The organism is Mycobacterium sp. ABE4_509 (genome assembly GCF_056160785.1).
Genome location: NZ_JBSWXU010000020.1, coordinates 36,099 through 56,675 on the forward strand (window position 1 = coordinate 36,099; position 20,577 = coordinate 56,675).

Here is a 20,577-nt window from a genome sequence, read left to right on the forward strand (position 1 = left end):
CTCAGTGCACCTCGGTCATCCCGGTCATCTCGGGGGGTGGCCGGGTGAATCCACGGGTCAACCACGCCAGGTACACCGCACCGATCAGCGCCCAGGATCCGCCGACCACGAGCGCGTCGGCGTCGAGGTGGGTCAGCAGGTAGATGTCCACGGCAGCGCCCACCAACGGCAACAGCACGTAGCGCCACAGCGGCAGCGATTGCCCCCGGTTGCGCACGAAGTAGGCCACCACGGCGAGGTTGACCAGGGAGAAGGCGGTGAACGCACCGAAGTTGATGAACGACGTCGACGACGCGACGGTCAGCAACAGCGCCGCCGACCCGATCGCCCCGGTGAGCACGATGTTGAACACCGGGGTCCGGAAGCGGGCCGAGACCATCCCGAACACGCGGCGCGGCAGCACACCGTCGCGCCCCATCGCGAACAGCAACCGCGACACCGCCGCCTGAGCGGCCAGCCCGGAGGTGAACTGCCCGACCACCAGTGCGGCCAGGAACACGGCGCCGAACAACGACCCGCCGACGGTGTAGGCGATGTCCTCGGCCAACGAGTTCGCGTCGGCGAAGTCGGCTCCCGGCGCGACCAGGCTGACGGTGTAGGCGACCACCACGAAGATGCCGCCGCCGATGAGCGCCACCAGCACGATCGCCTTCGGAACGGTGCGCGACGCGTCGTGGATCTCCTCGGTCAGCGTGCTGATCGCGTCGAAGCCCAGAAACGAGTAGGCGGCCACCGCCGCACCCGCGGCGATCGCCGAGAAACCGCCGTCACCGACGAACGGTTGCACCGACAGCAGCGCCGAGACACCGGCGCCGGAGCGGCCGGTCAGATGGGCCACCGTCAGCGCCACGAACAGCGTCACGATCAACAGCTGAAAACTCATCAGCACGAAGTTGGCGCGGTCGGCCACCTTGAGGCCGACGACGTTGAGCATCGTCGTCGCGACGATGAACGCGACGATCCACACCCAGTGCGGTACGCCCGGGAACTCCTCCTGCAGGTACGCACCCCCGATCAGCCAGATCACCAGAGGCAGGAACAGGTAGTCCAGCAGGATCGCCCACCCGACCAGGAAACCCAGCCGGGCATCCATCGCCTTGCGCACGTAGGTGTAGGCCGACCCGGCGACCGGGAAATGCCGCGCCATGACGCCGTAGCTGAGCGCGGTGAACAGCATCGCCACCGTGGCCAACAGATAGGCGCCGGCGCTGGCACCGCGGGACCGTTCGGCGATGACCCCGAAAATCCCGAGGACGATGATCGGTGTCATGTAGGCCAGCCCGAACAGCACCGCAGAGCGCAGGCCCAGGGTCTTCTGCAGCTGGGTGCCGGAAGCCATCACCGGAGAACCTACGTCGCCTCCGGCGGCTGCGCTGGCCGCTCAGCGCACCAGGGTCGCGCCCCCGTCGAGGCGAAGTTGCTGGCCGGTCATGAATCGTGACTCGTCGGCCAGCAGATACAGCGCGGCATAGCCGGTTTCCCATGCGGTGGCCCGCCCCATCTTCAGCTTCGAGACATCGGTGAAGGCATCCTCGACCTCGTCGGGCTGCAACCCGAACAGCGACTGCGAATCCTTGTTCCCCAGCGGCGTGTCGATCGGGCCCAGCATCAGCGTGTTGGCGCGCACCCCGGCGCCGCCGTACTGGACGGCGGTCAGCTCGGTGATGTAGTTCAGCCCGCACTTGCCCAGGGCGTAGGGCATGATCCCGATGTTGAGCCCGACCTCGTTCTTGATGCTGGCGATCGACGAGACGTTGACGATGCTGCCGGTGGTGTCCCCCACGTTCTTCTCCATGCATTGGGCGGCGAAGAGATTGCAGTGGAAGCACCCCAGCATGTTGACGTTGATGCCCCGTTGAAGTTCTCGGTGGACATCGAGTTCGATTCCCGGCTGAACGGCGGGTTGGTCGCCACGCTGTAGACCATGCCGTCGACGCGGCCGCTGCGCTGCATGACCGTATCGAAGATGCGCTGGCAGTCGTCCTTCTCGGCGACATCGGCGCGCACGTCATACGCGTTGCCTCCTGCGCCGGAGATGATGTCGACCGTCTCCTGCGCCGAGTCGAGGTTGCGGTCGACCGCGACCACCTCGGCGCCATGCCGCGCGGCCAGCACCGCCGTGGCCCGGCCGTTGCCCACGCCGGCCCCCGGCAGCTGCCCGGTGCCGACGACGACCACCACCTCGCTGCAGATGATCTCCGACGAGCTGGGGCTCACGAAATCTGCTATCTACCAACACTTCCACACCCGCGATGAGCTACTCGCGGCGATCGTCGAACCCGTCATCGGGCAGCTGGCCGGTCTCGTCGAATCCACCGAGTCGCATCGGGGTGCCCGGGCACGGGCCGATGCCATGCTGACCGGCTACGTCGGGCTCGCGGTCGCTCACCGCAGCCTGTTACCTGTCCTGACCGGAGATCCCAGCGTCGCCGAACTCCTGCGCGAGCGCCCCGAGTTGGGCACTGTCGTGCAGCGCCAGACCGACCTGCTCGCCGGGGCCGAGCCGGGGGCCGGCGGCCGGGTCAGAGCCGCGCTCGTCATGTCGGGTATCGCGGCAGCCGTCGGCGGGGACTACGGCGGCCTCGCCGAGGGCTCACTGCAGGCTGAGCTTATCCCCGCCGGCCGGCGCACTCTGGGGTTGCGGGCGCCGCGACACGGGTGACAGCGCAAGGGCATCGGCGGGCCGTCGCTACTCGGCGCCGGAGAACACCTGTGGCCGAACGGCCTCCGGTCGTATCGGTGCCGGCGTCGAGGCGATCACGATGGCCAGCGTGCCGAGCACTGCGATGGCCGGATACGTGTAGAAGGGTCCGCTGAACACCTCCGCGTAGCCCTCCTGGTTGTGCAACAGCAGATTGTTGACGCCGTGCGCGATCGTCAGCGCCAGCATGTAGCCGGTCATCACCCGACGGGTCACCCGGCGCCAACGCGGTTCGGCCGCCACGTAGCGCTCGGCCAGCAGACCCAGCACGAAGGCAGTGAAGAACATCGCCGTGAGCACGATCTCGCCGGTGGTGGTGAAGAAGGTCGAGGCCACCAGGTCCATACCGAAGAAAAGCGCCGTCACGTTCAGGTAGGTGCCGGTGAGCAGGACGCCCGTGGTGACGACCTTGTGAGACCAGTACACGGCCGCCTGGACATTCGTCATCGGCGCTCCCTGCGGCAGGTGGATTCCGCCTGATGGAGGGAATCTAGTTTCATACTTGAGATTATTGCATTATTGAAATGTTTTCGCTAGTGTAACCACCATGGCTGATACCGGGCCGCCGGTTACGAACATCGAGACGTTCATGCGGGCGATGTTCACCTCGCTGATCGTGGGACTGTCGCGTTCGCTGAAGGACCTGCAGCTCAGCATCGCCGAGCTGGCGGCCCTGCACCTGATCGACAAGCACGGCACCCTGCGGGTGGGCGACATCGCCACGCTGCTGGATATCGCGCTGGTGGCGGCCAGCCGTGCGGTCTCCACGCTGGTCGACCACGGCCTGGTGCTGCGCACCGAAGATCCCGAGGACCGGCGAAGCCGCACGCTCACCCTCACCGAGGCCGGCCGCGACCTGATCGACGAGACCAGCGCCCAGCGGGTCGACATGGCGATCGCGACCGCCGCCGAACTTCCCGGTCCGGCCATGGAAGGCATCGCCGCAGCGCTCGCCTCGCTGCGACACGACCCCGAGGAGGACCCGCGATGAGCAATACCTGGAAACTCGAGACGTTCGTCCCGATGCTGATGACGGCTGGGTTCACCATCCACCTGATCAACGCGTCGCGCTATCTGCTGACCGGCGGCTCGGACGTCGCCGACATACTCAGCCGGCCGGTGGACTTCTGTCTGTTCGCGCTGATGCTGTTCTGTTCGGTGGCGCTGATCGCCCGACACAGGGCCGTGTTCGCCACCTTCGACATGACGGGGCTGCCGCGCCGGATCGGCTACTGGATCATCACCGTCTACGTGACCGCCAGCCTGCCCGGCCACCTACTCTTCCTGATCACCGGAAACACCGCGTACTTCGACGTGTTCCCGTGGTGGTTCAGCCTGCTGATCATGGTCGTCTACGTCGCGATGATCGGTTTCTTCGTCTCGCTGCGCCCGGCTGCGGGCACCACGCCTGGCGGTGACTCGGTGGACACGCCCGCCGATGCGAGGCTGCGGTCATGAGCACCGTCGTCGTGACCGGGGCCTCGAGCGGTATCGGTCGTGCCGCCGCACTGACACTCTCCAAACGGGGTTTCACCGTCTACGCCGGCGTGCGCAAGCCCGCCGACGCCGAGGCGCTGAAAGACGCGGGCGGGGCGCGGATGCGCCCGATCCACCTCGACGTCACCGACGCGGCGTCGATAGCAGCTGCGGCGCAGGACGTTTCCGACGATGTCGGCGCCGCCGGATTGGCCGGACTGGTGAACAACGCCGGCACCACCGTGCCCGGTCCGGTCGAGTACCTGTCGCTGGACACGTTCCGCCGGCAACTCGAGGTCAACCTCGTCGGTCCGCTCGCCGTCACGCAGGCCCTGCTCCCGATCCTGCGCAGCGGCAGGGGCAGAGTCGTCAACGTGAGCTCGGGGGCCGGTAAGGCCGCGATACCGCTGATGGCGCCCTATGTCACCGCCAAGCACGGTCTGGAGGGGCTCAGCGACGTGATGCGCCTGGAGTTCCGTCGCCTCGGCGTCGGCGTCTCGGTGATCGAGCCCGGATTCATCGCGACACCGATGGGCGGAAAACTCGAAACCGACACCGCGGAGATTCTGGAATCGATGCCCGCCGAACGCCGCGAGGTGTACCAGCCTCAGCTGGCCAAGCTGGCCGAACAGATCAGAGGGGAGGCCGAGCACGGCTCACCGCCCGAGGTGGTCGCCGAAGCGATCCTGCACGCACTGACCAGCCGCAGACCCAGAACCCGCTACGCCGCCGGCGCCGGCTCGGCGCGGCTGATGTTCCTCAGACGGATACTGCCCGATCGATGGTTCGACCGGATCATCCTGCGCACCACCGGCCTGGACCAAGTCTAGGAGGGTCCCATGAAACGAATCCTCAGCACCGCTGCGATCCTGCTGATCGGCATCGCCGTCGGAGCCGCGGGCACGTTGGGCTGGTCGGTGTTCCGGCCGTTCGCCGGCCCCGCGCCCGCGGCGGCGCCGCAGCTCACCGAGACCCCGGACGGAAAGCGCCTGGAGACCTTCTACTTCGACGGGCCCGCGGACATGGTGGCCGTCACCCACGACGGCAGCAAGCCGGTGCCGCCCTACCCCGAGGGCATTGCGACCTTCGACGCCGACGTTCTGGGCAACGGTTTCGTACTGGTGACCACGGTGCGCGACGCGGACAGCAACGTCGTCGGCTTCGCGGTCGAGCAGGAGGAGGTGACCGCCGACTCGTCGATACTGCAGGGCAGGATGCGGATGTACACGTCGTGGACGGTGACGCTTCCCGGTCGGGGCACCATCTTCCTGTATCAGGTCGAGGACGGAAGTGAATTCGCCCGCACGGCGGTCATTCCAGCACTCGCCGGCGGTCAGGAGTTCGAGGCAGGTGACGAACCGTTCTACTTCGTCACCACGGTCGGACCCAACGCCGACGGTACCGGCCAGATCACCGGCGGTTCCGGCGAATTCGACGGCATCTGGGGAACCTTCCGAGAGCTGAGTTGGCTGCAGCGATTCAGCACCGACGGCGAGATGGCCGGCCGCTTCGCGCTGGAACTGGTCTACGACCTGCCGCAGACATGAGCGCAACGCTGCGGAAACTCCTGTTGCGGGTCAACGCACTGTTCCTGGGCGGCTTCGGTCTGCTCGGTCTGACGGTGCTGGACATCCCCGCGGCGTGCTGCCAGGTGGGTGCCGCCGGCGCGATCATCGACGCCGCACCGTCCGCGGCGATCGGGTTCATCGAGGCACACGGCCTGGCGATCATCCTGGCCGCCTTGTTTCTTCACGCATCACGCACGGTGCCCGACCGGTCCTGGCACGTTGCCGCGACCGCGACGCACCTGCTGTTGGGTACCGCGAACATCGTGTTCTGGGACCTGTTCGTGATCGGCGACGTGGTGTGGATGGGCTGGTTGACCACGGCGCTGCATTTCGTGTTCGCCACCGCCGAGGCGGTCGCTGCCGCAGCCGCGGCACAGCCCCCGTCACAGCGGCCAAGCCCTCGATGAGTCCGTCGGTCAGGCTGGCCTGCCCCGCAGGCTCCGCACCGCGGCCACCGACTTGACCGCTGCCGCCACCACCGGAGCTCCGAGCACCATCCCGAGCAGGCCGGCCACGGTGCCGCCGATCATCGTCGACAACAGCACGGCCACCGGGTGCAGCCGCAGGGACGAACCCAGAGCCCATGAGCTGACCGCACTCTGGACGGTGCCGTTGGAGATCACGAACGTCACCCCGATGATCAGCGCCGCGGTGGGGCCGCCCGAACCGAAGGCGATGAGAACGGTGAACACTCCGGCGATCCATGCACCCAGGAACGGAATGAACGACAGCACGAAGTACAGGATGAAGATGGGGATCGCCAGCGGTATCCCGAGCAGCAGCAGCGGCACCATGAAGATCGGCGCGGTGGCCAGCGCGGTGACGGCGGTGCCCTTGAAATAGCCGAGGACCGACTGCCTGCTCAGCACGATGACGGTGTCGACCTCGGCGACGTTCAGCGTGGTGATCCGCGCGAACCAGGCCGGGAACCGGCTCGAGTCGCGTAGCGCGAAGAACAGGAAGAACACCGCCAGGAAGGTCCCCATGAACAGGGACACCGCCCCGTAGAAGGTGCTGGTGACCGCCCCGAGAACGCCCTGCCCGAGTTGTGGCGCATGCCCCTCGAACGCCGACCGGACATGGGCCATCCATTGGGTGTCGACGTCGAATCCGTCGACCCATGCCATCAGCTGCGTCCACCCGAGCACCAGCTGCCGGTAGACCTCGGGCCACTGTTGCAGGAAGCCGCCCACCACGATCGCGATCGCGCCCGCCGCCACGGCCAGCGCCGCCACCAGCGTGGCGACCGTGGCCAACGCTGCCGGCAGACCCACTCGCTGCAGGGCAGCCGACACCGGTTCGAGCACCACGCCGAGGACGACCGCGATCACCAGTGGAACCAGGACCCCGCTGACCGCACTGAGCGCCGTGAACACCACGACGGCCAGGGCGATGACGCCCAGCACCGACCAGCTCGCCACACCTGCCCGCCGGATCAGCACTGACATCGGCTGTGATCCGGGATCGGAGCCTTCCGCACGGTCTGTGTCGACGCTGTCCATGGGTGGAAGTCTGCCTGACCGCCAGACGCCTGTCGGCTGGGCTACCGGGGATCGGCCGCTCCTAGAGAACGGTGTCGTGTTCTGCCGCGCCGGGGCGGGTGCCGGCCATCGCCCGCAACAACGACTGCTGGACGAACGACGCCACCAAGTGCCCCTGCCGATCGAAGACGTGCCCCCGGCCGTATGCGCGTCCGCCGCCGGTGCTCTGCGACTCGTGATCGATCAGCAGCCAGTCCGCGGCGTCGACGTCCCGGTGAAAAGTGATGTCGTGGGCCAGGACTCCGGTGGACACCGCGCGATGGGCCATTGACTGTCCCAGTCCTGGGTGCGGGCGCATCGCGGTGCCGATGAGCCACCCGTCGGTGGCATGGGCCAGCAGCGCCCGGGCGAATGCCTGGCCGCAGCCCTCGGTGGCGGGGAACCGCACCCACAGCTGCAGGGTGGGCGGACCGACCTGGGCCGGATCGTCGATGTCGACGTCGCCGACGACGATGGTTTCCGGGGCGGCCAGCCAGTGCGGCCGCGCCCGGCGCGGGTCCGGCGGTCGAACCTGCGGCGCGGGGATCTGGTGGCGAACCAGATCCGGCTCGTCGGCATCGAGCAGAACCAGCGCCCGTGCGCACAGCCGCCCGTCCTGGACGAAGGACACCGTGGCGCTGCCGACGCTGCGGCCCTGGTGCATCGGCTCGACCTCGATGTCCACCGGGTCGGACAGCAACGCGGCCTTGGCGAACACGGTCTGCACTGTGCGGACCGACTTACCGGGCAGTGCCGCGGCTGCCGCGACCACCGCCTGGCCCACCATCTGGCCCCCGAACACCACGCCGCGACGCTCGGTGAAGTACGGGGCACGCCAGGTGCCGCGCCCCGTCTCGGTCAGGGTGAACGCCGAGCGCAACTCCTCGCTCAACGATGGGGCCGTCGCCACCTCCTCACCTTCTTCCGATGTCGGTGTGGCTGTCAGGTCGCCACGCGCGGAGCCGGCTGCCCCGCACGGGTGTTCTTCCCCCAGTACCGCGGAATGTCCAGCGGTCCCAGCAGACCGGGGCGCGCAGCGCAGACGGCCGGGACCGCGTTGATCACCGGCATCGCGGTGAGAACGTCGCCGCACTCGCCCAGGCACAACTCCACCGAGTAGCTGGGGTCGCCCTCGACCTCGACCCGAAACGCGAGATCGACGGGTCCATGGGGTTGCTTCCACTGCGTGCCGACGTCGCGGGCGACACAGTCCACATGCTCGACGACGGCGAACGGTTTCCCGCCGGAGAGGGCCTGGTACTCGAAGTGGACCACCGACGCGGTACCCGCGGCGACGGTGCCGAACCCGGTCTGGACATCGTGGTCCAGGCAATCGGTTTCGTAGAGCACCCGGGTTTCCTCGATCTCGACACCGAGCACCTCGGCAAGCTGTTGCAGGGTGGGCTCCCACATCGTCTCGATGAATCCGCCGGTGACCAGGAGGGGCTGGAAGCCGGGTGGCGTGCCGAAGCCGAAGTACTCCCGGCAGACGAACTCCGCGGTGTAGTCACCCCACCACCCGAGCTCCATCACCCGAACACAGTCGATGCGATTGGCGACAGCCAGCGAGGCGATGGCCAGATCGGTGGTGGCCCAGCCGGGATCGATGCCGGTGAAGTAGCAGGTGCTCGAGCCCCGGCGGCAGGCGGCCTCGATGGGGTCGCGGAACTCCGGAGGAGCCGAATCGGGATGTGCGATGGCGAATCCCGAGAAGGTGACCACGTTGGTACCCCGCTCCAGAAACGGAATCGCGTCGTTGATGGCGTCGGCCTCGCGGCCGATGCTGTTGCCGAAGTAGGTCAGGCAGTCGGCCCCGAGTTCGAGCAGTGGGGCCCAGTCGTCGCTCGCGACGACGCCGGTGGGCCCCAGCCCCACCAGTTCACCCGAGTCCCGTCCGGCCTTGTCGGCCGAGCTGACGAAATGCCCGACCAGTTCGAGATCGGGATGCTCGATGATCGTCCGGAGCGCGACCGCGCCGATGTTGCCGGTGCCACAGTGCACCACCCGGTATGGCATGGCCAACCGTAACACGCACGGTAAGGCCGTCGGGTCTGGTCGGCATCGTTGCCGAGGTTATGCGCGCAGGGTGCCACCCCGACCTTCACCCGTCCGGTTGCCATCGCCGCGAGCACCGCTGCGCCACACCGGGCGTTCCGACTCCGCGCCCACCGGGTAGAACCCTATTGTGGCGCGCATCACCAATCCGGGCCTCTCGTCCAACGGCGGGCGGCGAGCGATACGGGGGTACTGACCGATGTCCGGTGACCAGGGAGCTCGACAGGATCTCCACCGCGACGAGCGGGACCCGCACGGCGACGACGAAGTCGCCGGGCTCTCGGCCGGTGAACGGGAGCCGGCCGAGAGCCCGTCCACGTTCCGGCGGCGCTGGATCGGCTTCGGCGGCGGATTGCTGCTGGCGGTGCTGGTCTATCTGGTGCTGCCCGCCGACCTGGCCCATCCCGCGAAGGTCACCGCGGCGATAGCGGTGCTGATGGGCCTGTGGTGGATGACCGAGGCGATCCCGATCCCGGCCACCGCGCTGTTGCCGCTGGTCGCCTTCCCGATTCTGGTCGACGATGTGGGGGTCTCCGATGTCGGCGCGAACTACGGCAGCAGCATCATCTTCCTGTTCATGGGCGGGTTCCTGATCGCTCTGGCGATGCAGCGCTGGAATCTGCACCGGCGGATCGCGCTGCTGACGGTGCGGGCGATGGGCACCAGTTCCACCCGGGTGATCGCAGGTTTCATGCTCGCCACCGGGTTCCTGAGCATGTGGGTGTCCAACACCGCGACCGCGGTGATGATGGTGCCGATCGGGGTGTCGGTGCTGATGCTGGCCGGCACCGTGTCGGGCGGCTCGGAGGAGACCGGCGAGAGCGAAGTCAGAGAACAGGTCCGGCAGTCCAACTTCGGCACGGCGCTGATGCTGGGTATCGCCTACGCCGCCTCGGTCGGTTCGCTGGCCACGATCATCGGCACGCCGCCGAACACGTTGCTGGTCGGCTATCTGCAGGACGAGCAGGGCATCAACATCACCTTCGGCCAGTGGATGCTGCTGGGCCTCCCCCTGGCCGCCGTCCTGCTGGTGCTGACCTGGGTGCTGCTGGCCAAGTTGATCTTCAAACCGGAACTCGACGAGATTCCCGGCGGCAGGAAGCTTTTCGACACCGAGCTACGCAAGCTCGGGCGCCCGTCCGCCGGGGAACGGCGGGTGGCGGTGATCTTCGTGCTCGCCGCGGTCAGCTGGATCTCGTTTCCGCTGATCTGGGAGGATCCGCCGATCTCGGATGCCGGCATCGCGATCGCGGCGGGCCTGCTGTTGTTCGTCCTGCCGGCCGGGTCGAAGCTGGGTGTGCGGCTGCTCGACTGGGCCACGGCGGTGCAGCTTCCCTGGGGTGTGCTGCTGCTGTTCGGCGGCGGCCTGGCACTGTCGTCGCAGTTCGGGGCCTCCGGGCTGACCGAGTGGATCGGCACCCAGGCACAGAGCCTCAAGGGGCTGTCGATCCTGCTGCTGGTGGGGGTCGTCACGACTGCGGTGATCTTCCTAACCGAGTTGACCAGCAACACCGCCACCGCGGCCACGTTCCTCCCGGTGATCGGTGGGGTCGCCGTCGGCATCGGCCAGGATCCGCTGCTGCTGACGATCCCGGTCGCCCTGGCGGCCACCTCGGCGTTCATGCTCCCGGTGGCCACCCCGCCCAACGCGATCGTCTTCGGTACCGGTTACGTCACCATCGGCAGCATGGTCAAGGGCGGCATCTGGCTCAATCTGATCGCCATCCTGCTGATCAGCATCGCCACCACGACGTTGGGGGTGTGGGTCTTCGGCATCTCGACCTGAGCGGCCAGTGCTGCGGGCTTTCGCCCACTAGTGCGTCGCGGCGTTCAGAGCGCTGTGGTGTCGTCCCCAGATGAGGTAGAACGCCACGACGACGGCCACCCAGCTGGAGAAGGCCAGCCAGGTGTACCAGTGCAGGCTGGCCAGGATGTAGCCGCACGCGAGCACCGACAGGACCGGTGTGACCGGGTAGCCCGGGACCTTGAAACCCCGCGGCAGATCGGGTTCGCGGACCCGCAGGATGATGACACCCACCGAGACGGTGATGAAGGCTACGAGGGTACCGATGGACACCATGTCGGCCAGGTAGTTCAGCGGGACGAACCCGGCGAGCACGCCGACGATCACCGCGACGACGACGGTGTTGTTGACCGGGGTCATGCTGCGCGGGCTGACCTTGGCGAACATCGACGGCAGCAGGCCGTCCCGGCCCATCGCGAACAGGATCCGGGTCTGGCCGTACATCGTCACCAGCGTCACCGAGAAGATGGAGATCACCGCGCCGGCGGCCAGCACGGTGCCCCAGTAGTTCGAACCGGTGACCTTGTCGAGGATCACCGCCAGACCGGCTTCCTGGTCGCCGAAGTCGGTCCATGGCTGGGTTCCCAGCGCAGCCACCGTGACGACGATGTAGACCAGGGTGACGGTCAACAGCGCGGCGATGAGGGCGCGCGGCATCGTCTTCTGCGGGTTCTTCACCTCGTCGCCCGCGGTCGAGACGGCGTCCAGGCCGATGTAGGAGAAGAAGATCGTCCCGGCGGCGGCGCCGATCCCGGCGGCTCCGAACGGCGCGAACTCGGCGAACCGGTCGGCGTCGAAGGCGGTGAACGCGATGACCGCGAACATGGCCAGGACTCCGAGCTTGATCAGCACCATGACGGTGTTGATGGTGGCGGACTCGCTGGCGCCCCGGATCAGCAGCAGTGCGCACAGCGTGACCAGGACGATGGCGGGCAGGTTGATCACGCCCGGCGCGGAATCCCAGGGCGCGGCCGAGAGTGCCTGCGGCAGATGACCACCGAAGAAGTTGTCGAGCAACTTGTTGACGTACTGGCTCCAGCCGACGGACACCGCCGCGGTGGACACCCCGTACTCCAGAAGCAGGCACGCGGCGACACCCATGGCCACGAGTTCACCGAGGGTGGTGTAGGCGTAGGAGTAGGTCGACCCCGAAACCGGTACCGCTGAGGCCAGTTCGGCATAGCACAGCGCAGCCAGCCCGGCCGCGATGCCGGCGATCAGGAACGAGACGACGACGCCGGGCCCGGCTTGCGGGACCGCCTCGGAGAGCACGAAGAAGATGCCCGTGCCGACGGTGGATCCGACGCCGAACATGGTCAGCTGGAAGGTGCCGATGGTGCGTTCGAGGCGTTGGGACGCACCGTGGGCGACCGGCGCCCCGATGATGGGCCGCCGCCGCAGCATCTGTTCGGTGAACTCGATCGGCGGCGCCGTCATGGGCATCTCCTCGTACTCGGATCAGCCGATTATGTCTGCACCTGCGCCGATCTGCGCGCGACGGCGCGGACGGTCACGGCAGCACGATGAGCAGGGTCACGAGCACCCCGACGACGGCCACTGCGGCCGCTGAGCCGAACACGAACCGCCCGCCCCGGGTTCGCAGGATCACGAAACCGAGGCGGCTCTCCTGCACGTAGCGATGTCGCGACGCGGCGGCCAGGGCGGATACCGCACCGGCGCAGATCAACGCGATCCCCGCCACGGCGGTGACGTCGGTGCGGACCAGCAGGATGGCGGTGACGACGAACAAGCCGGCCAGCGCGGTCAGCGTCATCGTGCGCTGCAAGTGGTTTCGCTCGAACGGGTACTGGTCGCCCCACAGGTTGCCGGGCTCGGATCGCATCGGCACTCAGCCCCGCGGTGTCAGGACGATGACGAGGACGCCGGCCCCCGCGAGCAGGATGGCCAGGATGCTCAGCAGCGGAGCGCCGAAGCCCGGCAACGGCTGGCGCAACCGGATTGCGCGCTCGGTGAGCCACCACCGCCGCACGCCGAGCCCGCAGGTCGCGAAGGCGAGCGCGACGAGACCGAGGGCCATGATCTCGCTGCCCAGCCAGCGGTGCTCGAGGAACAACCGGTCGATGGCGACCGCGCCCGCGAGCAATGTCACGGCCAGCCGCAGCCACGACAGGTAGGTGCGCTCGTTGGCCAGGGTGTAGAGGGGGTCGGGTTCGCGGCCCACGTCGTACACGCCGCGCGGGGAACGCGACCCGCGCTGCGCATCGCCGTCGAAGTCCATCACCTCGTTGTCGGCCATCCCCTCACCGTAACTGCGGGCGGCCCGGGGAACGCGGCGCGCGTCCGGACCAGGTGTCACGAATCGGCGGTGCGTGGTGCGCCACGCGACAACTGGCCGGCGGCCTGGCACACCAGCTCGGCAAGTCGAGGGTGGCTCTCGGGCGGCATACGCTCGGTCGGGCCGCTGATCGCCACCGCGCCGATCGGTCGGCCGTCCGCTTCGAATACCGGCGCGGCGATGGTCGTGGTGGGGGCGGTGACATCGCTGCTGGCGGCATATCCGCGCGCGCGACAGGCATCGAGGAGAGCGAGGAACGCGGCGTCGGGCTGTTCGCCGAGAAACTCGGCCCGCCGCTTGGCGCTGAGAAGGGGCAGCAGGACGCGGCCGGTGGCGCTGTCGCGGGCGGGGACGATCGTGCCGACGCGCGGCACCATGCGCAGCGGCTGGCGGCTTTCGGCCACCAGCGACACCACCAGCTGGGCACCGTCGGGCTCGCTGAAGATCGCGGTCTCACCGGTCTGGCCGGCCAGCTGGTCGAGCGCCAGCTGGATGGAGTGGCGCAGATCGGATTTGGCGCGCGAGCTGTGCGCGATGTTGAAAATGCGCACGGTGGTCTCCCACCGGGTCATCTGGTCTTCGCGCGCCTGGATCCAGCCCTGCTCGGCGAGCGTCACCAGGGCGCGCTGCACCGCGCTCTTGTCCATGTCCAGCATTCGCGACAACGCCGCGACGCCGACCGGCTGGTGCGCAGCGACCGCTTCGAACACGACGAGCACGCGCGCAGCGGTGGAACTGCCCTTGACGGCCATCTGCAACCTCATTTAGTGTTAAATAGTGATTTACTGTATCAGTTATTGATACAGAGTCAACGCATTCGTTCGGCGAGCCGGGAGGTTGCAGCCATGTCATCCATCCACGTCAGTCCGCTCCGTGACGACCTCTCGTTCGGCGCGCGGGTCACCGGGGTCACCCTCAACACACTCGAGGACCAGCAGGTCCGCGACCAGCTGCGGCAGGCCTTCGACGAGCGCGGCATGATCCTGTTCGAAGGCGTCGAACCCGACGGCAGGCTGCAGGTCGAGCTCAGCAAGGTGTTCGGTCCGCTGAAGGACCACCCGGTGCCCACCGTGCCGCGCGCCGAGGGCGCCCTGCACCCCGGTGTCGTCGAGATCGGCCAGGCCCCCCGCCAGGGCAACATCGTGATGGTCGACGGCAAGGAGGTCACCTCCTGGCTGCCGTGGCACTTCGACCACTGCTACAACAGCGAATTGAACCGGGCCGGCGTGCTGCGCTGCGTGACCGGCGTCAGCGAGGGCGGCGAAACCCAGTTCGCCGACGGGATCGACCTCTACCGGGCGTTGTCCCCACAACTGCGCCAGCAGATCGAGGACCGCAACATCCTCTACAGCCTGAACCTGCGCTTCCGGGACATGCGCTTCGGTCTGACCGATGGATTCCGCGAGGTCCAACCGCATGCCGCGCTGCAGGAGACCATCGACTACGGCAAGAAGCTGCCGCGCGCCGTCCATCCCGCGGTGTGGACCCGCCCCACCGGAGAGAAGGTCCTGCACGTCTCCCCGTGGATGGCCGAAGGCGTGGAGGGCGACGAGACACCCGGAGGTGACGAGTTGCTCGAGGCTGTGTGCAAGGAGATCCTGGCCAAGATCACCGCCTACACCCACACGTGGCGCCCCACCGACATGGTCATCTGGGACAACATCCGGATGCTGCACGCGGTGACCGGTCACGATCCGGACGAGGCCCGCATCATGCATCGCACCACCATCAAGGGCGACTACGGTCTGGGATACTTCGAGGGCAACGTGGCGGGCGACAAGATCCTCGAGATGACGGTCTGAGCGCCGCCCGACGGAGGGGAGCGCATGGCCCAGGTCCATCCCGAGGCCTCCATCAGCCCGACCAAGGCGGAACTGGCGTGCGCCTGGCTCTCCGCCGCAGCGTGGTTCGACGGCGATGCTGACCTCGTCGAAGCTCCGTTCCGCTTCTCCTATCGGTTCGACGACCCTGCAGGCGAGGTCGGCATCGAGTCGATGGTGGTCCGCGATCGGGATCGGCTGATCCAGGTTCCGCTGACCTACCGCGAGGCGCCTCTGCACGGCGCCGAACAGGCGCTGTTGACCACCATGACCCATTCGGTCCTGGGCCGGCGGTGGGTGTATGACGGCATCGCCGACCCGGTCCTGGTCGCGGAGTTCATCCGGGCGATCGTGGAAGGCCGCACCTCGGCAGGTCTGGAATTCACCGTCGACGGTGAGCAACACACCCGCCCTACCGCCGTCCAGGCGCGCGGTACCGGCGTGCGAGACGCCGTGCCCGCCGACGTCGAGGTCGCCGGTGTCTCTGTTGTCGGGTCGACGGCTCATGTGGCAACCTCACTGGGCCAGTTGCGGATTCCCTATGTCCTCGACCCACAGCAGCAGGCGGGCACGCCGGCCCTCCTGGGAAGCGGCGAGGGTCTGGGCCTCGACGTGGTTCTGGCGGAGTTCGTCCCGCGCTACGGCTGATAGGACAGCCCGTGGGCAGCAAGGGCCTCGAAATCTCGGTCGGCCGCACAACCGCTGCCGGAGGCCACGTAGCTCCGGCGCTGGGCTGCCTCCCGGTTCGCGAGAATCGGGAACGAGGCCCGTCGCCACTTCTACGATGGCGTGATGGTCGAGGACCCGTATGCGACCGCGCAGGAACTGGGCCTGATGCAGGGCTTCCCGCCTCCGCCGGACAAGCGGGTCAACGTGTCCAACGCACTGATGACACCTCCGTTCAACAGGTGGTCCTACCAGAACATGCGGACGGTGTATCCGTCGGCGCCGCTGCGCGCCAGCGAAACCGCCCGCCCCGTCGACGTCGAGGCGGATCGCACCATCGCCGGGTTGACGGTGCCCCGACCCGACGGCAGCCCCGCCGACTTCGCCGCTTTCCTGCGCGAGACCTACACCGACGCGCTGCTGGTGGTGACGCCGGACCGGTTGGTGTACGAGACGTATCTGAACGGGTCCGGACTCCGGGATCGTCCGTTACGGACGAGCCCTGGGCTGGATGCCCGCCCCGCCGGACGAACCGGCGCCGGACAACCTGTATGACTTCCTGGTCACCCTGCAAATGGATCCGCAACGCCCACACGGTGAGGTGTTCAACTACCAGACTCCCAAGACCGACGTCGTCAACTGGGTCACCAACCGCGTCACGGGCAGATCCTTCCAGGACCACATGTCGGAGCGGTTGTGGTCGAAGCTGGGCACCGACGCCGAAGCCTATGTGCTGCTGGATCGCAACGGCACCCTGGTCGCCGGCGGTGGGCTCAATGCCGCGCCCCATGATCTGGCCCGGTTCGCCATGGCGATGCTCAACGACGGCAAGGTCGGCGACCGGCAGATCGTCCCGGTGACCGTCATCGACACGATCGCGGGCGGCGGGGACCGCGCGGCGTTCTCGCGGGGGCCGGAGGCGGTCGCCATGATGGCCGGCGGCGACTGGAGCTACCGGGCGCAGTGGTGGATCCGCCACACACCCGGCCGGGAAGCCTTCTCCGCCATCGGTGTTCACGGTCAATGGATCTATGTCGACCGCCGGCGCGGAGTCGCGGTCGTCAAGCAATCGTCCCAGCCCGTGTCATCCGACCCCGACGCCGACCAGTTCGTCCTCAATGCCATCGACGCCATCCTCGATCACCTGGGCACCGCCGCATCGGACGCGACCTGATCCGCCGGCCTGCCACGGTCGGCTATCGGGCGCTGCGCTCCCGGCGGTTTCGCCTGCCCAGGCCACTCCAGCGGACCAGCGGCCGGACGAGCATCAACGCCGAGATCGCCAGGTAGAAGCCCACCGCCACGCCTGGGAAGAACGCGGCGACGACGGTCGCTGCGAGCAGCAGCGCCGCGGAATGCCACAGCTCGCGGGTGCGTGCCTGCAGATGCGGGCGCTCGCCGTCGCGGAGCAGCTGTTCGTTGCGGACTGCGAACCCGTAGAGCACGGCGCTCATCGCCGTGGCCAGGGTCAGGTTCGCCCCGAACACCACTGCAGCCACCCGCTGGGCATCGTCGCCGAGGTGGGTGGCCAGCAGGCTGCTGGTGAACGGCAGGAAGCTGACGAACAGCAGCTTGAGCAGATTGAGCCCGACGAACAGGTCGTCGCAGGCCGACAGTGACGGCGTCAGTTTCGTATGCGAGATCCAGGAGGCGCCGATGAACACGAAACTGATCAGGTACCCGAGGAATGCCGGCCACGCCTCGAGCAGGTCCTCGACCAGTCGGCGTGAGTCTTCGGGCACCGCGAGTTCCAGCACGAGCAGCGTGATGACGATCGCGTACACACCGTCGGAGAAAGCCTCGACCCTGCCCATCGGAATGGTGCGGCGCTCCGTACTCACAGAATCAGCGTCTCACTTTCGCGGCTGCGCCACCGGCACTATCGCAGGTCGGCGTCCAACCCGGCCATGACGATGTCCAGTCCGGCGCCGAAGGCGTCCGCCGGGCTGGACATCGCTGCGGCCATGGCTATTTCGGTCATCCTCGGGTTGTGGTCGGCCGGCAGCGACAACGCCCGCTGTAGCGCGTTGTCGGTGCCGGTAGCCGATTCTGCCCGCGGCGAGGCCGCCAACTCGGCCTGCGCGTAGGCCGTCACCAGGCCCGAGAGCGTTCGAAAGGCCGCGTAGAGTTCCAGCCCCGACCGTCCGCTGCGGGCCAGCGCGGTCAGCAGTGCCTCGGCCCAGTCCAGGGTCACGGCGTCGATCGTCCTGCGGGACAGCACCAGCGGGATGACGTGTGGGTGTTCCCTGACCGCGCGCCAGCTGGCCGTGACGATGGCGCGGACTTCCCGGCGCCAGTCCGCCGGGTCGGGTTCAGGAAGTTCCACCCTTCCCATGACCGCCCGCACCAGGAGTTCCTCGAGGCCGTCGCGCCCGTCGACGTAGCCGTACAGCGTCATCGGCGCGGTGCCGAGGGCGGCCGCGAGCGACCGCATCGTCAGCGCCGCCAACCCGTCGCCGTCGACGATCCGCAGTGCCGCCGACTCCAACTCGTCGACCGTGAACTTCCTCCGCGCCGCCACTCCGCGCTCCCTTGACCTACGCGACTCAATTTCGTACATTGTACGACATCAGATAATCGTACGTTGTACGGAATGGAGTATCGACGTGTCCCCTACGCCCGAACAAGCTTGGACGCTCGACGACATCCCCGACCTCACCGGCAAGACCGTGGTGGTCACCGGCGCCAACAGCGGTCTGGGCCTGCTCAGCGCCCGCGAACTGGCGCGCCGCGGCGCCACGGTTGTGATGGCGTGCCGCTCCGCGTGCAAGGCCGCGGCGGCCAAGGCGCAGATCCTGACCGAGATTCCCGCCGCCGCACTCGAGATTCGATGCCTCGACCTGGGCGACCTGTCGACGATCGAGGCGTTCGCCGCCGATTGGGACGCAGGCCCGATCGACGTGCTGATCAACAACGCCGGCATTGCGCTGGGCCCCTACCGGCAGACACGCGATGGGTTCGAATCCGACTTCGGCGTCAACCATCTCGGTACGTTCGCCCTCACCGGCCGGTTGCTTCCCCATCTGCTCTCGGCGCCGGAGCCCCGCGTGGTGACGGTGACCAGCGAAGGGCACCACTTCGTCGACCTCGACTTCGACAAACTCAACACCGGATACCGCTACAACCCGGCCGCCCCCTACTGGCGATCGAAGAAGGCGAACCTCTACTTCGGTCGTGAGCTGCAGCGGCGGGCGGCACTGCACGGCAGTCCGCTGCGCAGCCTCGTCGCGGTCCCGGGCGGCTACTCGCCGACCAACGTGCTGCTCGGCGGGGCGAACGAAGGTCGCGGTGCACTGTGGCGCAGCGTGTTTCGCGTCATCGGTGCTCTGATCGGTAAGCCGCCGATCGAGGGAGCCTGGGCCATGCTGCGCGCCGCGACCGACCCGGAGATGCTCGGCGGCTCGTACATCGCACCCCGCGGGCGGCTGGAGTTCTACGGACCACCGGTCGAGCGCGGCGGCGGGCCGGGCATGTACGACCGGGCCGGCGCCCTCCGGTTGTGGTCACTGTCCGAGCAATTGACCGGGGTCGAGTACCGGTTCCCGGGCACCGAGCACTGCATCCCGGCTCACTCGACCACTTCGGTACGTGGGTGATCCACGCAACCGGACCCGCTACCGCCAGAGATCGCCCGGCCGCCCAACTAGTCGTCGGTACCCGGCTGAGCCTCGCCGGTGATGTCCAGCCGCAGGAACGACCGGACTTTGTACAGGCGCAGCGACCGCGCGATCCGTGCTGAGATCAGCGGCGCCGCCTGCTCGAAGGGAACGATCGTCGGCGCCTCGGCGTGATAGAGCTTGCCCCGGTGCTCGATGGTGCACCGCCCCGCCGCGGTCACGTTGGCTGACCAGTCAGTGACCCCGTAGGGCAGCGGAATGTAGAACCGGTTCCCGACCTGTTCGACGACGACCGGCGTCGCATAGGGCCGCCCCGATCTCCTGCCCCGGTGGTGGATCACCGAGGCATACCAGTGCGCCGAGCCGGCCAACTTCATCATCACCGGGTTCAGCACAGCCTTGTTGTAGCGCCGCACCGCGTCGATGACCGGGCGCACCTGCAGCCGGAAGCCCACGAACACGACAGCCCCGAGCACCACCAGTGCCGCCGCGCCCCGGAGCAGGACAGCCCGGCGGCAGGAAGTCGATCCCCTCATCCTGCCCAGGATCGTGACTTCTCAACCGGTGCTGTAGGGGCAAAGGTCACCGGCAGGCAGCCGGACCGGCCCGCCGGTCAGCGGCTCGGCGTCGTGGTGACGTGGATGTGGTCGTAGTGGCCGTATCCCGAGCCGGACGGACCGCTCGGCGTGTAGTAGGTGCCGCGCCAGATCACGTCCTGCAAACCGAACCTGCCCGCGTTGGCCAGCACGAACGCCAGGATCGCGTCGCCGAGCGCGATGCCCTCGGCGCTGCCGTGGTTGGGGATCATCACATCGATGGCCAGACCGCTCGGATGCCACGGCTTCGGGTCGGGCCGCACCCCGTCGATGTCGGCGATCTGTGGAAACCGCGCGCTGATCGCCCGGGCCGCCAGCACGGTGTTCGGTTGCAGCCCGGCCTCCGAGGCCACGCCGACCGGCAGCATCTCGGGGATGTCCGCGGGCGCCATCTCAGGAGGAGGGGCGACCTCGGCGGGCGGTGGGGCCGGCACCGCGGCGATCGGCGGGTCGGGAAT

Annotated in this window: 25 protein-coding genes and 1 pseudogene; 12 read left to right on the forward strand and 14 right to left on the reverse strand. The window is 68.0% G+C overall.

The annotated features are described in order from the left end of the window. Nucleotide 1 precedes the first annotated feature (1 nt). Both ACXAID_RS07000 and ACXAID_RS07005 read right to left on the reverse strand, forming a co-directional pair. The gene (locus ACXAID_RS07000; RefSeq protein ID WP_475021470.1) at nucleotides 2-1,339 is read right to left on the reverse strand and encodes an APC family permease; all 1,338 of its coding nucleotides are present in this window, start codon (nucleotides 1,337-1,339) and stop codon (nucleotides 2-4) included. Between the two features lie 42 nt (nucleotides 1,340-1,381). Beyond that, nucleotides 1,382-2,139, reverse strand: a pseudogene (locus ACXAID_RS07005) (SDR family NAD(P)-dependent oxidoreductase). Here ACXAID_RS07005 and ACXAID_RS07010 point away from each other — a divergent pair. Continuing rightward, nucleotides 2,039-2,662, forward strand: coding sequence for a TetR/AcrR family transcriptional regulator (locus tag ACXAID_RS07010; protein ID WP_475021471.1), 624 nt, complete (start codon nucleotides 2,039-2,041; stop codon nucleotides 2,660-2,662). The pseudogene ACXAID_RS07005 and the gene ACXAID_RS07010 overlap by 101 nt on opposite strands. A 27-nt stretch (nucleotides 2,663-2,689) precedes the next feature. On the opposite strand, the gene ACXAID_RS07015 is transcribed toward ACXAID_RS07010, so the two are convergent. After that, on the reverse strand, nucleotides 2,690-3,148 hold the full coding sequence (locus ACXAID_RS07015; protein ID WP_475021472.1) for a hypothetical protein: 459 nt from the start codon (nucleotides 3,146-3,148) through the stop codon (nucleotides 2,690-2,692). 100 nt (nucleotides 3,149-3,248) lie between these two features. Here ACXAID_RS07015 and ACXAID_RS07020 point away from each other — a divergent pair, with 100 nt between their 5' ends. From ACXAID_RS07020 to ACXAID_RS07040, 5 genes are read left to right on the forward strand one after another with little or no spacing between them, the layout of a single operon-like run. Continuing rightward, complete coding sequence (locus ACXAID_RS07020; protein ID WP_475021473.1) at nucleotides 3,249-3,692, forward strand: MarR family winged helix-turn-helix transcriptional regulator; 444 nt, start codon at nucleotides 3,249-3,251, stop codon at nucleotides 3,690-3,692. Then, nucleotides 3,689-4,159 carry a hypothetical protein gene (locus ACXAID_RS07025; RefSeq protein ID WP_475021474.1) on the forward strand — a complete coding sequence of 157 codons (471 nt, stop codon included), beginning with the start codon at nucleotides 3,689-3,691 and terminating at the stop codon, nucleotides 4,157-4,159. Before ACXAID_RS07020 ends, ACXAID_RS07025 begins: the two co-directional genes overlap by 4 nt. Then, nucleotides 4,156-5,007, forward strand: coding sequence for an SDR family NAD(P)-dependent oxidoreductase (locus ACXAID_RS07030; RefSeq protein WP_475021475.1), 852 nt, complete (start codon nucleotides 4,156-4,158; stop codon nucleotides 5,005-5,007). The genes ACXAID_RS07025 and ACXAID_RS07030 overlap by 4 nt, the downstream gene beginning before the upstream one ends. A gap of 9 nt (nucleotides 5,008-5,016) precedes the next feature. Further along, on the forward strand, nucleotides 5,017-5,724 hold the full coding sequence (locus ACXAID_RS07035; protein WP_475021476.1) for a hypothetical protein: 708 nt from the start codon (nucleotides 5,017-5,019) through the stop codon (nucleotides 5,722-5,724). After that, the gene (locus ACXAID_RS07040) at nucleotides 5,721-6,152 is read left to right on the forward strand and encodes a hypothetical protein (RefSeq protein WP_475021477.1); all 432 of its coding nucleotides are present in this window, start codon (nucleotides 5,721-5,723) and stop codon (nucleotides 6,150-6,152) included. Before ACXAID_RS07035 ends, ACXAID_RS07040 begins: the two co-directional genes overlap by 4 nt. A 9-nt stretch (nucleotides 6,153-6,161) precedes the next feature. Here ACXAID_RS07040 and ACXAID_RS07045 read toward each other — a convergent pair whose 3' ends face one another. From ACXAID_RS07045 to ACXAID_RS07055, 3 genes are all read right to left on the reverse strand, one after another. Further along, nucleotides 6,162-7,247: an AI-2E family transporter gene (locus ACXAID_RS07045; RefSeq protein WP_475021478.1), complete on the reverse strand. Its 1,086-nt coding sequence runs from the start codon at nucleotides 7,245-7,247 to the stop codon at nucleotides 6,162-6,164. A 61-nt stretch (nucleotides 7,248-7,308) separates the two neighbouring features. Then, nucleotides 7,309-8,175 (reverse strand): acyl-CoA thioesterase, encoded by an 867-nt coding sequence (locus tag ACXAID_RS07050; protein WP_475021479.1) that lies wholly within the window; start codon nucleotides 8,173-8,175, stop codon nucleotides 7,309-7,311. Nucleotides 8,176-8,207: 32 nt separating this feature from the next. Further along, nucleotides 8,208-9,281, reverse strand: coding sequence for an NAD(P)H-dependent amine dehydrogenase family protein (locus ACXAID_RS07055; RefSeq protein ID WP_475021480.1), 1,074 nt, complete (start codon nucleotides 9,279-9,281; stop codon nucleotides 8,208-8,210). 238 nt (nucleotides 9,282-9,519) lie between these two features. On the opposite strand from ACXAID_RS07055, the gene ACXAID_RS07060 reads away from it, so the two are divergent. After that, nucleotides 9,520-11,106: an SLC13 family permease gene (locus ACXAID_RS07060; protein ID WP_475021481.1), complete on the forward strand. Its 1,587-nt coding sequence runs from the start codon at nucleotides 9,520-9,522 to the stop codon at nucleotides 11,104-11,106. Between the two features lie 27 nt (nucleotides 11,107-11,133). On the opposite strand, the gene ACXAID_RS07065 is transcribed toward ACXAID_RS07060, so the two are convergent. From ACXAID_RS07065 to ACXAID_RS07080, 4 genes are all read right to left on the reverse strand, one after another. Beyond that, nucleotides 11,134-12,561, reverse strand: a complete 1,428-nt coding sequence (locus tag ACXAID_RS07065; RefSeq protein ID WP_475021482.1) for an amino acid permease — start codon at nucleotides 12,559-12,561, stop codon at nucleotides 11,134-11,136. 73 nt (nucleotides 12,562-12,634) lie between these two features. Continuing rightward, nucleotides 12,635-12,967: a hypothetical protein gene (locus ACXAID_RS07070; RefSeq protein ID WP_475021483.1), complete on the reverse strand. Its 333-nt coding sequence runs from the start codon at nucleotides 12,965-12,967 to the stop codon at nucleotides 12,635-12,637. A 6-nt stretch (nucleotides 12,968-12,973) separates the two neighbouring features. Continuing rightward, nucleotides 12,974-13,381, reverse strand: a complete 408-nt coding sequence (locus tag ACXAID_RS07075) for a YidH family protein (protein ID WP_475021484.1) — start codon at nucleotides 13,379-13,381, stop codon at nucleotides 12,974-12,976. A gap of 56 nt (nucleotides 13,382-13,437) precedes the next feature. Then, entirely contained in the window at nucleotides 13,438-14,172 is a 735-nt protein-coding gene (locus ACXAID_RS07080) for an IclR family transcriptional regulator (RefSeq protein ID WP_475021485.1), read from the reverse strand. Nucleotides 14,173-14,265: 93 nt separating this feature from the next. Here ACXAID_RS07080 and ACXAID_RS07085 point away from each other — a divergent pair, with 93 nt between their 5' ends. From ACXAID_RS07085 to ACXAID_RS07100, 4 genes are all read left to right on the forward strand, one after another. After that, complete coding sequence (locus ACXAID_RS07085) at nucleotides 14,266-15,222, forward strand: TauD/TfdA dioxygenase family protein (protein ID WP_475021486.1); 957 nt, start codon at nucleotides 14,266-14,268, stop codon at nucleotides 15,220-15,222. A gap of 24 nt (nucleotides 15,223-15,246) precedes the next feature. After that, the gene (locus ACXAID_RS07090; RefSeq protein ID WP_475021487.1) at nucleotides 15,247-15,888 is read left to right on the forward strand and encodes a maltokinase N-terminal cap-like domain-containing protein; all 642 of its coding nucleotides are present in this window, start codon (nucleotides 15,247-15,249) and stop codon (nucleotides 15,886-15,888) included. Between the two features lie 144 nt (nucleotides 15,889-16,032). Continuing rightward, nucleotides 16,033-16,461 carry a hypothetical protein gene (locus ACXAID_RS07095; RefSeq protein ID WP_475021488.1) on the forward strand — a complete coding sequence of 143 codons (429 nt, stop codon included), beginning with the start codon at nucleotides 16,033-16,035 and terminating at the stop codon, nucleotides 16,459-16,461. Continuing rightward, nucleotides 16,418-17,080: a serine hydrolase gene (locus ACXAID_RS07100; RefSeq protein ID WP_475021489.1), complete on the forward strand. Its 663-nt coding sequence runs from the start codon at nucleotides 16,418-16,420 to the stop codon at nucleotides 17,078-17,080. Before ACXAID_RS07095 ends, ACXAID_RS07100 begins: the two co-directional genes overlap by 44 nt. 22 nt (nucleotides 17,081-17,102) lie before the next feature. Here ACXAID_RS07100 and ACXAID_RS07105 read toward each other — a convergent pair whose 3' ends face one another. Together ACXAID_RS07105 and ACXAID_RS07110 are read right to left on the reverse strand one after the other, a co-directional pair. Beyond that, a complete protein-coding gene (locus ACXAID_RS07105; RefSeq protein WP_475021490.1) occupies nucleotides 17,103-17,747 on the reverse strand; it encodes a TMEM175 family protein in 645 nt (214 codons plus the stop codon). 38 nt (nucleotides 17,748-17,785) lie between these two features. Next, on the reverse strand, nucleotides 17,786-18,427 hold the full coding sequence (locus ACXAID_RS07110) for a TetR/AcrR family transcriptional regulator (protein WP_475021491.1): 642 nt from the start codon (nucleotides 18,425-18,427) through the stop codon (nucleotides 17,786-17,788). Between the two features lie 85 nt (nucleotides 18,428-18,512). Here ACXAID_RS07110 and ACXAID_RS07115 point away from each other — a divergent pair, with 85 nt between their 5' ends. Further along, a complete protein-coding gene (locus ACXAID_RS07115; RefSeq protein WP_475021492.1) occupies nucleotides 18,513-19,502 on the forward strand; it encodes an SDR family NAD(P)-dependent oxidoreductase in 990 nt (329 codons plus the stop codon). A 47-nt stretch (nucleotides 19,503-19,549) separates the two neighbouring features. Here ACXAID_RS07115 and ACXAID_RS07120 read toward each other — a convergent pair whose 3' ends face one another. Next, entirely contained in the window at nucleotides 19,550-20,059 is a 510-nt protein-coding gene (locus tag ACXAID_RS07120) for a PNPOx family protein (protein ID WP_475021493.1), read from the reverse strand. Nucleotides 20,060-20,136: 77 nt separating this feature from the next. Beyond that, nucleotides 20,137-20,577, reverse strand: a 441-nt coding sequence (locus ACXAID_RS07125) for a VldE C-terminal domain-containing protein (protein WP_475021494.1), incomplete at its 5' end; no start/stop codon positions are given.

What these genes read in the sequence shown, in the direction of transcription:
- ACXAID_RS07000 (WP_475021470.1), bottom strand. Translation starts at nt 1,339, where the DNA reads ATGGCTTCCGGCACCCAGCTGCAGAAGACCCTGGGCCTGCGCTCTGCG.
- ACXAID_RS07010 (WP_475021471.1), top strand. Translation starts at nt 2,039, where the DNA reads ATGTCGACCGTCTCCTGCGCCGAGTCGAGGTTGCGGTCGACCGCGACC.
- ACXAID_RS07015 (WP_475021472.1), bottom strand. Translation starts at nt 3,148, where the DNA reads ATGACGAATGTCCAGGCGGCCGTGTACTGGTCTCACAAGGTCGTCACC.
- ACXAID_RS07020 (WP_475021473.1), top strand. Translation starts at nt 3,249, where the DNA reads ATGGCTGATACCGGGCCGCCGGTTACGAACATCGAGACGTTCATGCGG.
- ACXAID_RS07025 (WP_475021474.1), top strand. Translation starts at nt 3,689, where the DNA reads ATGAGCAATACCTGGAAACTCGAGACGTTCGTCCCGATGCTGATGACG.
- ACXAID_RS07030 (WP_475021475.1), top strand. Translation starts at nt 4,156, where the DNA reads ATGAGCACCGTCGTCGTGACCGGGGCCTCGAGCGGTATCGGTCGTGCC.
- ACXAID_RS07035 (WP_475021476.1), top strand. Translation starts at nt 5,017, where the DNA reads ATGAAACGAATCCTCAGCACCGCTGCGATCCTGCTGATCGGCATCGCC.
- ACXAID_RS07040 (WP_475021477.1), top strand. Translation starts at nt 5,721, where the DNA reads ATGAGCGCAACGCTGCGGAAACTCCTGTTGCGGGTCAACGCACTGTTC.
- ACXAID_RS07045 (WP_475021478.1), bottom strand. Translation starts at nt 7,247, where the DNA reads ATGGACAGCGTCGACACAGACCGTGCGGAAGGCTCCGATCCCGGATCA.
- ACXAID_RS07055 (WP_475021480.1), bottom strand. Translation starts at nt 9,281, where the DNA reads ATGCCATACCGGGTGGTGCACTGTGGCACCGGCAACATCGGCGCGGTC.
- ACXAID_RS07060 (WP_475021481.1), top strand. Translation starts at nt 9,520, where the DNA reads ATGTCCGGTGACCAGGGAGCTCGACAGGATCTCCACCGCGACGAGCGG.
- ACXAID_RS07065 (WP_475021482.1), bottom strand. Translation starts at nt 12,561, where the DNA reads ATGACGGCGCCGCCGATCGAGTTCACCGAACAGATGCTGCGGCGGCGG.
- ACXAID_RS07070 (WP_475021483.1), bottom strand. Translation starts at nt 12,967, where the DNA reads ATGCGATCCGAGCCCGGCAACCTGTGGGGCGACCAGTACCCGTTCGAG.
- ACXAID_RS07075 (WP_475021484.1), bottom strand. Translation starts at nt 13,381, where the DNA reads ATGGCCGACAACGAGGTGATGGACTTCGACGGCGATGCGCAGCGCGGG.
- ACXAID_RS07080 (WP_475021485.1), bottom strand. Translation starts at nt 14,172, where the DNA reads ATGGCCGTCAAGGGCAGTTCCACCGCTGCGCGCGTGCTCGTCGTGTTC.
- ACXAID_RS07085 (WP_475021486.1), top strand. Translation starts at nt 14,266, where the DNA reads ATGTCATCCATCCACGTCAGTCCGCTCCGTGACGACCTCTCGTTCGGC.
- ACXAID_RS07090 (WP_475021487.1), top strand. Translation starts at nt 15,247, where the DNA reads ATGGCCCAGGTCCATCCCGAGGCCTCCATCAGCCCGACCAAGGCGGAA.
- ACXAID_RS07095 (WP_475021488.1), top strand. Translation starts at nt 16,033, where the DNA reads ATGGTCGAGGACCCGTATGCGACCGCGCAGGAACTGGGCCTGATGCAG.
- ACXAID_RS07100 (WP_475021489.1), top strand. Translation starts at nt 16,418, where the DNA reads ATGCCCGCCCCGCCGGACGAACCGGCGCCGGACAACCTGTATGACTTC.
- ACXAID_RS07120 (WP_475021493.1), bottom strand. Translation starts at nt 20,059, where the DNA reads ATGAGGGGATCGACTTCCTGCCGCCGGGCTGTCCTGCTCCGGGGCGCG.